At 62.5% G+C, this 13,226-nt stretch carries 12 protein-coding genes; 2 read left to right on the top strand and 10 right to left on the bottom strand.

Annotated features, from left to right (window positions below):
* Together ACF8GF_RS13785 and ACF8GF_RS13780 are read right to left on the bottom strand one after the other, a co-directional pair.
* On the bottom strand, positions 1–1,011 hold a 1,011-nt coding region (locus ACF8GF_RS13785), incomplete at its 3' end, for an EAL domain-containing protein (protein ID WP_392519747.1).
* 118 nt (positions 1,012–1,129) lie between these two features.
* Positions 1,130–3,211, bottom strand: a complete 2,082-nt coding sequence (locus ACF8GF_RS13780; RefSeq protein WP_176685015.1) for a carboxy terminal-processing peptidase — start codon at positions 3,209–3,211, stop codon at positions 1,130–1,132.
* Positions 3,212–3,350: 139 nt separating this feature from the next.
* Between ACF8GF_RS13780 and ACF8GF_RS13775 the strand changes: the two genes are divergently transcribed.
* Complete coding sequence (locus tag ACF8GF_RS13775) at positions 3,351–4,313, top strand: NAD(P)H-quinone oxidoreductase (protein ID WP_176685016.1); 963 nt, start codon at positions 3,351–3,353, stop codon at positions 4,311–4,313.
* Positions 4,314–4,432: 119 nt separating this feature from the next.
* Here the strand turns inward: ACF8GF_RS13775 and ACF8GF_RS13770 are convergent, their stop codons facing one another.
* The 6 genes from ACF8GF_RS13770 to ACF8GF_RS13745 form a co-directional block, all read right to left on the bottom strand.
* On the bottom strand, positions 4,433–5,086 hold the full coding sequence (locus ACF8GF_RS13770; protein ID WP_176685017.1) for an HAD family phosphatase: 654 nt from the start codon (positions 5,084–5,086) through the stop codon (positions 4,433–4,435).
* 14 nt (positions 5,087–5,100) lie between these two features.
* Entirely contained in the window at positions 5,101–6,090 is a 990-nt protein-coding gene (locus ACF8GF_RS13765) for an ABC transporter ATP-binding protein (RefSeq protein ID WP_392487671.1), read from the bottom strand.
* A 1-nt stretch (position 6,091) separates the two neighbouring features.
* The gene (locus tag ACF8GF_RS13760; protein WP_176685019.1) at positions 6,092–6,886 is read right to left on the bottom strand and encodes an ABC transporter permease; all 795 of its coding nucleotides are present in this window, start codon (positions 6,884–6,886) and stop codon (positions 6,092–6,094) included.
* Positions 6,876–7,715, bottom strand: coding sequence for an ABC transporter permease subunit (locus ACF8GF_RS13755; RefSeq protein WP_103469327.1), 840 nt, complete (start codon positions 7,713–7,715; stop codon positions 6,876–6,878). Before ACF8GF_RS13755 ends, ACF8GF_RS13760 begins: the two co-directional genes overlap by 11 nt.
* A complete protein-coding gene (locus ACF8GF_RS13750) occupies positions 7,712–8,518 on the bottom strand; it encodes an alkaline phosphatase family protein (protein ID WP_003252558.1) in 807 nt (268 codons plus the stop codon). The genes ACF8GF_RS13755 and ACF8GF_RS13750 overlap by 4 nt, the downstream gene beginning before the upstream one ends.
* Positions 8,519–8,647: 129 nt before the next feature.
* Entirely contained in the window at positions 8,648–9,712 is a 1,065-nt protein-coding gene (locus ACF8GF_RS13745) for an ABC transporter substrate-binding protein (protein WP_392487670.1), read from the bottom strand.
* A 328-nt stretch (positions 9,713–10,040) separates the two neighbouring features.
* Between ACF8GF_RS13745 and ACF8GF_RS13740 the strand changes: the two genes are divergently transcribed.
* The gene (locus ACF8GF_RS13740) at positions 10,041–10,754 is read left to right on the top strand and encodes a UTRA domain-containing protein (RefSeq protein ID WP_176685021.1); all 714 of its coding nucleotides are present in this window, start codon (positions 10,041–10,043) and stop codon (positions 10,752–10,754) included.
* A 31-nt stretch (positions 10,755–10,785) separates the two neighbouring features.
* On the opposite strand, the gene ACF8GF_RS13735 is transcribed toward ACF8GF_RS13740, so the two are convergent.
* Positions 10,786–12,933, bottom strand: coding sequence for a mechanosensitive ion channel family protein (locus tag ACF8GF_RS13735; RefSeq protein WP_176685022.1), 2,148 nt, complete (start codon positions 12,931–12,933; stop codon positions 10,786–10,788).
* Positions 12,934–12,977: 44 nt separating this feature from the next.
* Positions 12,978–13,145, bottom strand: coding sequence for a hypothetical protein (locus ACF8GF_RS13730; RefSeq protein ID WP_016501052.1), 168 nt, complete (start codon positions 13,143–13,145; stop codon positions 12,978–12,980).
* Positions 13,146–13,226 lie beyond the last annotated feature (81 nt).

Below are 13,226 nucleotides of genomic sequence, written 5' to 3'. Positions count from 1 at the left end.
CGCGGGTAAACCCGCTCCTACCACGGTGGTGGGCACACATCGGGGGTTGGAATCAGGCTGTTGTAGGAGCGGGTTCACCCGCGAATAGGCCGGCACAGGCAGCGCATCCCTGTGAATCAACCCGCACCCCCTGCCATCGGCATCCACCACTTCCAATGCCTCCAGGTGCTGGTATCGGCCAAACAGCTCCAGCAGCTGCCCGATCGTGGCATTCAAGTGCACTGTCGGTTGTTCAGCCAGTGGCACCTGCGTCAGTGCTGGTAAAAGCCCGCTGTCGCGTACCCCCATCTCCTGTGGCCGCCCTAACAAGTAGCCCTGCACCAGGTCCACGCCCATCTCCACCAGCACCGCCAGCTCTTCCGCCAGCTCGATGCCCTCGGCAATCACCTGTGCCTTCGATGCCCGGGCGATCTGCAGAATGGAGCCAACAAACTCGCGCTTGAGCGGGTCACGGTGGATGCCGTCAATGAAGTGCCGGTCGATCTTCACGTATTCGGGGCGCAGCTCCGACCACAGGCGCAGGCTGGAATATCCCGCGCCCAGGTCGTCGATGGCAATCGAGAAGCCCATGTCGCGATAGTGGTGCAGGGCATTGGACAGCAGCTGGAAATCGTCGGTGGGCGTGTGCTCGGTCAACTCGATCACCACCCGGCTGGGCGGCAGGCCAACCTGTTCGAGCAGTTTCAGGGTCAGGCCAGAAGGGTAGTGCGGCTCCAGCAGCGATTCGGGCGAGATGTTGAGAAACAGTTTGCCCTGCAGTTGCTGCTCGCTGAAGCGTCGGCAGGCGCTTTCTCGGCAAGCGGCTTCCAGCTCGGTCAGGCGGCCGGCCTGGCGGGCGATGGTAAACAGGTTGAGCGGCGCATGCAGCGGGCTGTTGGACGGACCACGGCTCAGCGCCTCATGGCCGAACACCCTATGTTCACTCAGGCACACGATAGGCTGGAACAGACTGTGAATACTGCGTTGAGCCAGGATGGCACTCAAGGCGCTGAGCTGTTCGGCAACGGTCATGATGTATTCCTGAAAATGAAAAGGCCGGGCATCTACATGCCCGGCCCCCATATTTCACGACAGCACGATGACTGTTTGATGACAGGTCGCATTATTCTGCCATCATTGCTGAGGTGCCTTACTTCTTGGCCACCTTGGTGCTGGCACTGAGGTAGTCGATCAGGATGCGACCGGTTTCCGCAAGGTAAGCGTCGTCTTCCGGCTTGGTGTTTTCATCCTCGACCGGCAGAGCATCTTCGTCCTCTTTCTTCAGCTCTTTCAGCGGTTCTTCACCCTTGGCCTTGCGGCGGATGTTTTCCAGCGCCAGTTGCTTGGTCTCGATGCTGTCGTGGCGGGCGCGGCGTTCCTGTTCGTTGAGGCTGACGGTTTTCTCGTTCATCAGCTTCTGGGTCAGGGCCAGGCGGTCGCGGATGTAGGTGAACTCGGCATCCTTGTCGCTGCGTGCCTCATGCTGCGCCTTGAGCTGGGCCAGGAACGGCCTGAACGGATCGGCCACAGGCTTGACCACCGGGCGGATGGTGTCCCACGGCATGGCCTCTGGCAGGGCGCTCTCGCCGATTTCCTTGGTGTCGATGATCGATGGGTAGTCGATGTCCGGCAGTACCCCCTGATGCTGGGTGCTCTGCCCGGAAACGCGGTAGAACTTGGCCAGGGTCAGCTTCAGCTCGCCATGGTTGAGCGGCTGGATGGTCTGCACGGTGCCTTTGCCGAAGGTCTGGCCACCGATGATCAGCGCGCGGTGGTAGTCCTGCATGGCACCGGCGAAGATCTCCGATGCCGAGGCCGACAGGCGGTTGACCAGCAGTGCCAGCGGGCCCTTGTAGAAGGCCCCCGGGTTTTCGTCTTCCAGCACGTCGACGCGGCCGTCACTATTGCGCACCAGCACGGTCGGGCCTTTTTCGATGAACAGGCTGGTCAGCTCGGTGGCTTCCTGCAGCGAGCCGCCGCCGTTGTTGCGCAGGTCGATGACCACGCCATCGACTTTTTCTTTTTGCAGTTCGGTGAGCAGCTTCTTCACGTCACGCGTGGTGCTCTTGTACTCCGGGTCGCCCGCACGGTAGGCCTTGAAGTCCAGGTAGAAGGCTGGAATCTCGATGATGCCCAGCTTGTAGTCACGCCCGTCCTGCTTGAGCTTGAGCACCGACTTCTTCGCCGCCTGCTCTTCAAGCTTCACCGCTTCACGGGTGATCGACACAATCTTGCTGGTCTGGTCGCTAGGTGCATTGCTGGCCGGGATGATTTCCAGGCGCACCACCGAGCCTTTTGGGCCACGGATCAGCTTGACTACTTCGTCCAGGCGCCAGCCCACCACGTCGACCATTTCCTTGTTGCCCTGGGCTACGCCGATGATTTTGTCGGCCGGGGCCACCTGCTTGGTCTTGGCTGCCGGGCCTGCCGGCACCAGGCGCACGATCTTGACCTGGTCGTTGTCGCTTTGCAGCACCGCACCGATGCCTTCGAGCGACAGGCTCATGTTGATGTCGAAGTTCTCGGCGTTGTCCGGCGACAGGTAGTTGGTGTGTGGGTCGTAGGACTGGGCGAAGGTGTTGATGTAGGCCTGGAAGATGTCCTCGGCACGGGTCTGATCCAGGCGCGCGAGCTGGTTCTTGTAACGCTTGATCAGGGTTTCCTGGATCTGCTTGGGTTCCTTGCCGGCGATCTTCTGGCGCAGCACTTCGTCTTTCACGCGTTTGCGCCACAAGTCGTCGAGCTCGGCCTGGTTCTTCATCCACGGTGCGTCCTTGCGATCGATCAGCAAGGTTTCCTTGGTGGTGAAGTCCATCTTGTCCACGCCCTTGTTCAGCTCGGCCAGGGCGAAGTCCAGGCGTTGCTTGACGCGGTCGAGGTAGCGTTTGTAGATGGTGAAGCCCGGGTCCAGGTTGCCGCTCTTGAGGAAATCGTCGAATTGCCTTTTCCATTTATCGAATTCGGCAATGTCGGCAGCGGTGAAGTAGCTGCGCGCCGGGTCCAGCAGCTTGATGTAGCTGTCGTAGATAATGACCGAACGGGCATCGTCCAGAGGTGGCTTGCTGTAGTGGTGGCGCTTGAGCAATTCCACCACGTTGAGGCTGGCGACGATCTCGTCGCGGTCGGGCTGCAGGCTGTCCCACTTGTTGGCGGCCGCCGCATTGCCGCCGAGCGTGAGGCTGCCCAGGCCGATCATCACAGCCAGTGCGGTGCTTGGAAGGAAATGCTTCATGCTGATTCGACGTGGAGGCAATTGATCACGCATAGTAGGCCGTCTTTTCCGTTGCCGGTTCCATGGAGCCGGGCAAATACTGCAAAAGGCCTGAGGTAAGCGACCTCAGGCCCAGTCATGATTCAACTATGGAGGCACTGTGAAGGCATTGCAAGGCGTTGACGGACATGTGGAGTGGGTCGAGGCCGAGCGCCCGACCTGTGACGCGGGCCAAGTGCGCATTCGCGTGGCCGCAGCGGGGCTGAACCGCGCCGACCTGCTGCAGATGAAAGGTTTGTACCCGCCACCACCAGGTGCCAGCCCGTACATGGGACTGGAGTGTTCCGGGGTGATTGAAGAGGTGGGGGCTGGTGCCGATTGGCGCGTGGGTGACCGCGTTTGCGCCCTGCTGGCCAGCGGCGCCATGGCCGAGGAAGTGGTGGTCGATGCCCGTCACGTCCTGCCGGTACCCGAAGGCCTTGGCCTGCATGAGGCGGCAGCGCTGCCGGAGGTGTATGCCACCGCCTGGCTGAACATCTTCCAGCTCGGTGCGGTGAAGGCTGGCGAGAAGGTGTTGGTGCACGCCGGCGCCAGTGGCGTTGGCTCGGCCGCCATCCAGCTGTGCAAGGCGTTCGGCAGCCCGGTGTGGGTCAGCGTCGGTTCGCAGGATCGTCTGGCCTACTGCCAAGCGCTGGGCGCTGCGGGTGGTGTGGTCCGTAACGAAAACCTGGACGAGCTGGAAGGTTTTGGCCCGTTCGACGTGATTCTCGACCCGGTGGGCGCTAGCTACGGTGAGCTGAACCTCAAACTGCTGGCCCGCGACGGTCGCTGGGTGATCATCGGCCTGATGGGCGGACGCAAGTTTGAGCTGGACCTGGCCCAAGTGCTGGGCAAGCGCCTGGAAATCACCGGTTCCACCCTGCGCAACCGTGACGACGGCTTCAAGGCCGAGCTGCTGAGCGAACTGCAGCAGCACGTATGGCCACTGTTTGCCGAGGGGCGTTTGTCGCCGCAGCTGGTCGATACCTATCCGGTGGAGTTTGCCCAGGCGGCGTATGCCGAGCTGGAGACCAATCAGGTGTCGGGCAAGCTGGTGATGGTGATCGACCCTAGCCTGGTGTAAGCCGGCCAGGCCCCTTCACGGGTAAACCCGCACCTGCATTGAGATCGCCACAATTTGAACACTGTGCGATGTAGGAGCGGGTTTACCCGCGAAGAAGCCGGCACAACCCACAAAGACCTTCAGCTCCAGCTCAGAATCGGCCACCCATTGATCTCGGCATGCTCGCGCAACACCGCATCCGGGTTCACCACATGCGGATGATCCACCTTCAACAGCAACGGCAAGTCATTCCTCGAATCGGAATAGAAACTCGCGCCTTCCAGGTTTTCCTGCTCCTGGTCCAGCCACTCCAGCAAGCGAGTGATCTTGCCCTCACGATAGGTCAGCACCCCGAGGGTCTTGCCGGTGTACACCCCGTTCACTGCCTCCAGCTCGATGGCCAGGTACTCATCCACGCCCAGTCTCGCGGCAATCGGCCCGACCAGATGCGTACCCGAAGCGGAAATGATCAGGATGCGATCCCCACGCTTGCGGTGCTCGGCAATGCAGCGGCAGGCGTCACCGTAGATGATCGGTTCGATCACTTCTTCGACCCACGGTGCCACCAGGTGCTCGACTTCTTCCAGGGTACGCCCGGCAATCGGCTCCAGGCTGAAGGCCATGTAGTCCTCCATCTGCAGGTGGCCCCTGCCATAAGCTTCCATCAGTTCATGGTCGCGGCGCAGGAAATCCTTGCCGTCGACCCAGCCCAACCGGGCCATCTGCTCGCTCCACAGTGAGGCGCAGTCGCCGTGGATCAGGGTTTCATCCAGATCGAAAATTGCCAGTGCCATGGTGTTGAGTCTCCTTAAGCCACTTCCCGCAGCGCAGTGGGGTCGATCGACACGCTTACCCGTTTCCCGTCCGCGTGCAGGTCGGCCGGCGAGCGGTTGAGCACATCGACCACCAGCTCCACTTCGCGCACCCGCACCCGGTAGCGGATCACGTTGCCCAGCAGGCTGTGGCTGCGCACCTCGGCGTCCAGCTCGCCGTGCTCGCCAAGGGTGATCGACTCCGGGCGGATCGCCAGGCGGCTGGCCACCGGGCGCTGCAGCAGGCGGCTGGCGCTGTCGGCGTCGAGCAGGTTGTAGTTGCCGATGAATCCGGCGGCAAACAGGTCCACGGGGGCGGTGTAGAGGGTTTCGGCATCGCCGCTCTGGACGATGCGCCCTTGGTTCATCAGGAAGATGCGGTCGGACATGGTCAGCGCTTCCTCCTGATCGTGAGTGACGAATATGGTGGTCAGCCCCAGTTCGCGCTGGATGGCGCGAATCTGCTCGCGCAGGTGCTTGCGGATACGCGCATCCAGCGCCGACAACGGTTCGTCGAGCAGCAGCAGGCGCGGGCGGGTGACCAGTGAGCGTGCCAGGGCCACGCGCTGGCACTGGCCGCCGGAAAGCTGGTGCGGGTAGCGCCCGGCGAACTTGCCCAGCTCCACCAGCGCCAGCACCTCGTGTACCCGCAGTTGGCTTTCGTCGGCCTTGACCTTCTGCATGCGCAGGCCAAAGGCAACATTCTGCTCCACGGTCATGTTAGGGAACAGCGCGTAGCTCTGGAACACCATGCCGATGCCACGCTTTTGCGGGCTTAGCGGCACGATGTCTTGGCCGTCGAGCAGTATCTGCCCGCTGTCCACCGGGGTCAGCCCGGCAATGCAACGCAGCAGGGTGGACTTGCCGCAGCCGGACGGGCCGAGCAGGGTGACGAATTCGCCGCGTTCGATGTGGCAGTCGATACTCTCGAACACCGGGCTGCCGGCGTAGCTTTTCTGTAGTTTCTGTACGCTGACGAAGTTCATGTCAGGTCTTGTCCTTGTTCAGGCGGTTGGCGACCCAGGTCAGTACCAGCACGAAGGCGAAGTAGGAGATCACCAGCGCGCTGTTGAAGTGGCCGCTGCTGTTGCGCATGTTGTTCAGGTACACCTGCAGGGTCTCGTAGCGGGTGCCGACCAGCAGGTTGGCAAACACGAATTCGCCGAACAGGAACGAGAACGACAGCAGCACTGCCACCATCAGGCCCTGGCGCAGGTTCGGCAGCACCACCAGCAGTGCGGCCTGCCAGGTGCTGGCGCCGAGCAGCTGCGCGGCGTCCATCAGGTCGCGCAGGTTGATGGCCTGCAGGTTGTTGGTGATGGCCCGGTACATGAACGGCAGGGCGATGGTGAAGTAGCAGCCGATCAGGATCCACGGTGTGCCGACCATGGCCATCGGCCCGCTGCCATACAGCTGCAGCAGCCCCACCGACGACACCACTGGCGGCACCGCGAATGGCAGCAGGATGAGGATGTTCATCAGCGCGTCGAGCCGCGGGAAGTGGTAATGCACCACGAACAGCAGTGGCAAGATCAGCACCACCGACAGCAGCAGTGCACCTACGCACACCAGCAGCGACTGGCCGAAGGCCGCAAGGAAGCGCGGCTCGCTCCACAGCGCCGCATACCACTTGAGGGTCAGGCCGCTGGGCAGCAGGGTCGCCGACCAGCTGGTGGCCAGCGAGTAGAGGAGGGTGCCGGCCAGGGGCAGCAGCAGGATCAGGAACAGCAGGTAGACCACGAGGCGGTGGTACCAGCCGCCGGAACGGATGTCAGCGCGCATGGTAGCTCCTTTTCAGCAGCCATTGATGCACCACCGTGACCAGCGTCATCAGCCCCACCAGCACCATTGCCAGGGCGCTGGCCAGGTTCGGATCGAGGCTGATGTCGCCCGCCACCAGGCCGGCGATGCGGATCGGCAGTACGTTGAAGTTGCCGGTGGTCAGTGCGTACACGGTGGCGTAGGCGCCGAGGGCATTGGCCAGCAGGATGACGAAAGTGCCCAGCAGCGCCGGGGCCAGCACCGGCAGGCCGATGTGCCGCCAGTACTGCCAGTGGTTGGCGCCCAGCAGCGCGGCTGACTCGCGCCAGTCTTCGCGCAGGGCGTCGAAGGCGGGGTAGAGCAGCAATACGCCCAGCGGGATCTGGAAGTAGGTGTACACCAGGATCAACCCGCTTTTGGAATAGATACTGAAGTCCTCCAGCAGGCCAACTTGCTTCAGCAGCAGGGTCAGCGCGCCGTTGAAGCCGAGCAGGATGATGAAGGCAAAGGCCAGCGGCACACCGGCAAAGTTGCTGGTCATGTTGGCGAAGGCGCTGACGAAGTCGCGCAGCTTCGAGTCCACCTGGCGCAGCGAGTAGGCGCCGAGGGTCGCAATGACGATGCCGAACACGCTCGACCAGAAGCTGATTTCCAGGCTGCGTTGCAACGCCTGCAGGTAGAACTTGGAGGCGAACACCTTGCTGAAGTTGTCGATGCCCCAGCCGGCTTCCGATTGCAGGCTGTTGATCGCCACCCAGGCCAGTGGGGCGACCTGGAAGATGACGAAGAACACGGCGAACGGCAGCAGGCAGAGCAGGGCCAGGTAGCGGCCACGTATGCCGCCACTCACTTCAGTAGCTCCCGGCAAACCGTCTTGTCGTGCGCGGCGCCCAGCAGCTCGCAGATGGTGCCGCACAGTTCGGTCTGCAGTGGTTTGGCGGCCGGGTCCAGGCTGAAGGCGTCGCCGAAGACGAACAGCGGCACTTCACGTTCTTCAGCCAGCAGGCCGTTGTGCGAACGGTCGTTGTTCATGCCGTGGTCGGCGGTGACCAATACCTGGTAGCCCTCTTCGAGCCAACCGGGCAGGTAGTCGGCCAGCAGGATGTCGACGCTGCGTGCAGCATTGCGATACTGGCTGCTGTCCAGGCCGTGGCGGTGACCCACGTCGTCAACGCTCATCGGGTGCACCAGCAGGAAGTTGGGGGCGTGACGGCGGCGCAGGTACTCGCCATCGGCCAGAAGGTGCGAATCGGGGTAACGGTCGTCCCAGTAGAACAGCCCGTGCTGGATCGGCAGCTTCGGCGCGTGGGTGTGGCGGTCGCGCTGCGGGTCGAAGGGCGAGCGATTGTACAGCTCGCTCATCCAGTGATAGGCCGCCGCCGCGGTGCCCAGGTTGGCCTCGCGGGCGTAGTGAAACACGCTGCGCTGGTTGGACAGGCGGTTGATGTTGTTGTGCACGATGCCGCTGTCGATTGGCGGCACGCCGGTGAGGATGCATTCGTACAGCGGCCGCGACAGCGATGGCAGCTCGCATTCCACGCGGTACAGCGCGGCACGGTCGGCCTCGACGTAGGCGTGCAGGTGGCCCATCGCATGGTGGGCGACCTGGTAGTTGAGGCCGTCGAGCAGGACCAGGATGACGTTGTGTTGCATGTTTTCTCCAGTCATGAACCGCGTTGGCATCTTCGCGGGTAAACCCGCTCCTACATGTATCGCGTATCCCTGTGTAGGAGCGGGTTTACCCGCGAAAGGGCCGGATCAGGCGCTACAAAGCCCGGCCCCTTACTCCATCTCGATGATCACCTGCTCCTGCCACATCTGCGGCAGTTTCTTCGAGGTGGCTTCCCAGGCCTCGGCATTCTTGATCGGCTGGGCGGCAGCGTACTGGTCGTTGGGCAGCAGCTTGGCCTGCACATCCGCTGGCAGCTTCAGGTGCTCGGCCCGGATCGGCCGCGCATGGCCCTTGGCCAGGTTGATCTGCCCGGCGTCGCTGAAGATGTATTCACGGGTCAGCTTGGCCGCATTGGGGTGCTTGGCATACTTGTTGATGATGGTGGTATAGCCGGAGATCACCGTTCCGTCCGACGGGATCAGCACTTCAAAACGCTTGGGGTCGATCTGTTCACGGTAGCTCAGGCCGTTGAAGTCCCACACTACGCCAACTTCCACTTCGCCCTTTTCCAGGGTCTGGATGGTCGGGTTGGCCAGCGACAGGCGCTTCTGCTGCGCCAGCTTGGTGAACAACTGCAGGCCTGGCTGGATGTTCTGCTCGTCACCTTTGTAGGCGATGGCCGCAGCCAGCACGCCGTTGGCGGCCTGGGCGGCGGTGCCGACGTCACCGATGGCGACCTTGTACTTGCCTTTTTCCAGGTCATGCCAGGTTTTCGGCCGTTCCTCTTCCTTGACCAGGTCCTTGTTGATGATGAAGGCGATCGTCCCGGTATAGGCCAGCGCCCAGTGGCCGTCCTTGTCCTTGGCCCATTCCGGCACCTGGTCCCAGGTGCTTGGCTTGTAAGGCTGGCTGACGCCCTTGGTCACCGCGATCGGGCCGAAGGCGGCCCCCACGTCACCGATGTCGGCGCTGGCGTTGTCCTTCTCGGCTTCGAACTTGGCCAGTTCCTGGGCCGAACTCATGTCGGTGTCGCTGTGCTTGAGTCCGTAGTTGCTGGCCAGGTCTTCCCAGGTGCCTTTCCAGTTGGCCCAGGCGTCGGGCATGCCCACGCTGTTGACAGTGCCTTCCTTGCGGGCGGCGTCTTCCAGGGCCTTGAGGTCAGTGCCAGCGGCCATGGCCGTGGTGCACAACGCGATGGCCGAACCAAGCAGTGACGCCATGAAGAACTTTTTCATCCGAAGCTCCTTTGGGTGGGTGCCTTTACGATCGTTGTTCTGGGTAAAGCCGTTGCAAGCCTTTGACTGGCACCTTTGGTCTAGGTCAGCAAACCTTGAGCCAAGGTAGGCCGCTTGCGTGACAGTTTGATGTAGGGAGGGGGCCGGTGAGGGCCCTGAAGCTACAGCGTAGACCAGGTAATCGCCCCGGTTCTGCTGGCTTGGCGCGTTTCTGGCAGTACCTGGCACAAGCCTTTGTCACAGGATGTTCATCAGCCCTGCATAGGCTTGCACTATTCTCAATCTGCCCTGTGATGGGGCTGGACTAGTCCAGATAGGTAACCTTTTGATGCAGTCGACGCCCCCGCGTGCGGTAACAGCCATCTGCCATGCCCTGCAGGAGCAGATCGAGCATGGCCTGCTGGCGCCGGGCGGCAAGCTGCCGGCCGAGCGGCGGCTCAGCGAGGTGTTCGACACCACGCGCATTACCCTGCGTGAGGCGTTGGTGCAGCTTGAGGCCCAAGGCTTGATCTACCGCGAAGAGCGCCGAGGCTGGTTCGTTGCGCCGCAGCGCTTGACCTATGACCTGATCGAGCGCAGCCACTTCCATGCCATGGTGCGCGATCAGGGGCGGGTGGCCAGCACCGAACTGCTGTCGGCGAGGCTGCAGCCGGCTTCGGCTGCCATCTGTGCACGCTTGCAGCTGCCGGCGTTGTCCAGCGTGGTGCGCGTCTGCCGGTTACGGCGGATTGACGGGCGGGCGGTGCTGTATGCCGAGCACTACCTCAACCCCCGGTACTTTCCCGGCATTCTCGAACACGACCTGGCGCAGTCACTGACCGAGGTTTATGGGCGGGTGTATGGCATCGAATACGGGCAGGTGTGCTTCGAGATCCTGCCGACAGCGTTGCCGGTGGAGGCGGCCAGTGCCTTGAAAGTGTCGGCGGGCAGCCCGGGCTTGCACATTACCCGGGTCAACAGTGACCAGCATGGGCACTTGATCGACTGCGACCTCGAGTATTGGCGGCATGATGCGATCCGCATTCGTGCCCAGGCTGGATGAGGTGTTGCCTTCTTCGCGGGTAAACCCGCTCCTACGAACTGGCCTCCGTCATCCCACCCCCACCGGCTGTCACCACTTGCACCGACAATCGCGGCGTCGCCAGGTCAAGCCCGGCCTCGTCCAGCTGCCGCTTCAAGGCCAGGTTGAACGCCCGCGACACCTCCCACTGCTTGATCGGCGCGGTCTTGAAGCGCGCCCGCAAGATCGCCGAGCCTGACTCGAAGCTCTCCACCCCCTGCAGCTCCAGCGGCGACCAGATGTTGCGGCGCATCAGCGGGTCATTGCGCAGCTTCTGCCCCACTTCGCGAATCAGCGTGATCGCTTGGTCGATGTTCATGCTGTGCGGGATTGCCACGCGGAAGATCGCGTAGCCGAACTCCCGCGAGTAGTTCTTGATGCTCTTGATCTCGCTGAACGGGATGGTATGCACAATGCCGTCGATGTCGCGCAGGCGCACGGTACGAATGGTCAGCCCTTCCACCGTGCCCAGGTGGCCGCCGACATCCACATAGTCGTCGATGGCCAGCGAATCCTCGATGATGATGAACAGGCCGGTGATCAGGTCGGCCACCAGCGACTGCGCGCCAAAACCGATGGCCAGGCCGATCACACCGGCACCGGCCAGCAGCGGGGTGACGTTCATGCCCATGTTGGCCAGTGCGACGATGACCGCGATGATGAAGATGACCACGAACATCACGTTGCGGATCAACGGCATCATGGTTTGCGCACGGGCGTTGGCCAGCCCCCGGCGCGAGCCCACCAGGGCATGGTGTACGGCGGTGTCGGCAAGGATCCACACCAGCCAGGCCACCATCAGCGTGCCGGCCAGGCCCAGTAGGCGCAGGCTGACGTCATGGCCGTCACCCTCGGCGAAGCTGATCATCGACACGCCCCACACGCGCAGGCCCAACTCGATGAACACCAGCCAGATGAACAAGTGCACCAGCAGGTAGCCGAAGTTGCGCAGGCGCTCGGTGTACACCGCCTGGCGCTTGCTGGCCCGCTTGGGGTTGGCAGTATGGCGGCGCACCAGGCCGTTGAGCACCATGCACACCACCACCAGCACCGTGCACATCAGCGACTGGCGCAGGGCAGTGCTGGTGTCGCCGGCGGAGACGAAGGTGGCGAACAGCGAAATGGCCACCAGGATCAGCGCTGGAATGAACCAGAAGCTGCCGAGGATCTCGATGGTATCGCTGAGGGTGCGTCGGGTCAGGCGCCGCGACAGTGGCTGGTTGCGGATCAGGTGGGCGATCGGGCGGCGGAAGCGCAGGATGAACAACCCGGTGCACAGCGCCGCAATTACATTGGCCAAGGTCGCCAGGGCGTGGGCCAGGTGGGTACCGAGGGCCACCAGCATGCGTGGATCGCTCATCGCCTCGCCAAACGCGGCGAAGCTGCCGATCAGCCACAACGGGCGAAACGCCTGGCGCCGCAGGATGTGCAGGGCACGGTGGCGGTGTGGGCCGTCCAGCAAGGAAAAGGCGATGACGCAAATGGCCGAAAAGCAGGTACCGACCACCAGGGCGTAGGCCAGCACCATGGCCAGCGATTTGCCCAGCGATGGCGGCAGCACGAAACTCAGGTACACCGTGAACACCAGCGCGACCAACCATGGGCCAAGCTTGCGCAAGGCAAAGCGCACCAGGTCCCAGGTACGCGGGTGTTGTGGCAGTTCTTCGCTCAGGCCAAAACGCAGGCGTAGCCGATGGCCGACCCAGTTGAAGGCATAGGCCAGCACGCTCCACACGGCAATCACTGCAGCAAAACCGAACAGGATCGCCGGCCACTGGTGCACGGGCACCATCAGCTCGGTCAGTTCGGCCTGTGCCTGTTCGATTTCCGCGGCCCAGCGGTGGAATGGACTGGCATCGCCGCTGAACTGTTTTTCAAAGTCGTGCAGGGCACCGCCGATCAGACCGAGCACACCCTGTTCAACACTGGGTTGCGATTGCCGGGTGGCGTCGCGCAGTTTTTTCAGGTCGGCCAGCAGCTTGGCCCGCTGCTGGTCATTTTCGAGGTTCTTGATCACCTCATCCAGCGATTTGCCCAGTGGCTCGGTGGCCTCTGGCTGGGCGGGCGCGCTGCCGCCCAGCAGGCCAGGCAGGCCCGCTGCTTGTGCCGGGGCAATGAAAAGCAAGAGCATCAGGAACAGGTAACGCAGGAGGGCAGGCACTGGAAAATCTACCTCAGGTCAAACGATTGACCGAGTGTAGAGGTTTATGTCGGCAGTTTCTCGAGGATCTTCCAGCAGGTGAGGCCGAAAATACCCAAGGTGCCGATCCACATCATCAGTACACCGATGTTGCGTTCGCGCATGCTGAAGCCGATGGTCAGCAGCATCAGGAACAGGAACACCGGTACGAACAGTGACAGGAACGGGGACATGGACAGCAATCCTTTTGCAGTGGGGCCATATAACAAGCATAGCGCTTGGCAAGCGAGGCGTGATTGACCTTGAGCATGTGC

Source organism: Pseudomonas sp. yb_5 (genome assembly GCF_043103865.1).
GTDB lineage: Bacteria > Pseudomonadota > Gammaproteobacteria > Pseudomonadales > Pseudomonadaceae > Aquipseudomonas > Aquipseudomonas putida_Y.
This window is presented reverse-complemented; position numbering and strand designations above follow the sequence as displayed.

Bases quoted from the DNA above. Each gene is read 5' to 3' on its own strand.
- ACF8GF_RS13760 (WP_176685019.1), bottom strand. From the start codon at position 6,886: ATGCGCGCTGACATCCGTTCCGGCGGCTGGTACCACCGCCTCGTGGTC.
- ACF8GF_RS13730 (WP_016501052.1), bottom strand. From the start codon at position 13,145: ATGTCCCCGTTCCTGTCACTGTTCGTACCGGTGTTCCTGTTCCTGATG.
- ACF8GF_RS13780 (WP_176685015.1), bottom strand. From the start codon at position 3,211: ATGAAGCATTTCCTTCCAAGCACCGCACTGGCTGTGATGATCGGCCTG.
- ACF8GF_RS13750 (WP_003252558.1), bottom strand. From the start codon at position 8,518: ATGCAACACAACGTCATCCTGGTCCTGCTCGACGGCCTCAACTACCAG.
- ACF8GF_RS13770 (WP_176685017.1), bottom strand. From the start codon at position 5,086: ATGGCACTGGCAATTTTCGATCTGGATGAAACCCTGATCCACGGCGAC.
- ACF8GF_RS13740 (WP_176685021.1), top strand. From the start codon at position 10,041: ATGCAGTCGACGCCCCCGCGTGCGGTAACAGCCATCTGCCATGCCCTG.
- ACF8GF_RS13745 (WP_392487670.1), bottom strand. From the start codon at position 9,712: ATGAAAAAGTTCTTCATGGCGTCACTGCTTGGTTCGGCCATCGCGTTG.
- ACF8GF_RS13765 (WP_392487671.1), bottom strand. From the start codon at position 6,090: ATGAACTTCGTCAGCGTACAGAAACTACAGAAAAGCTACGCCGGCAGC.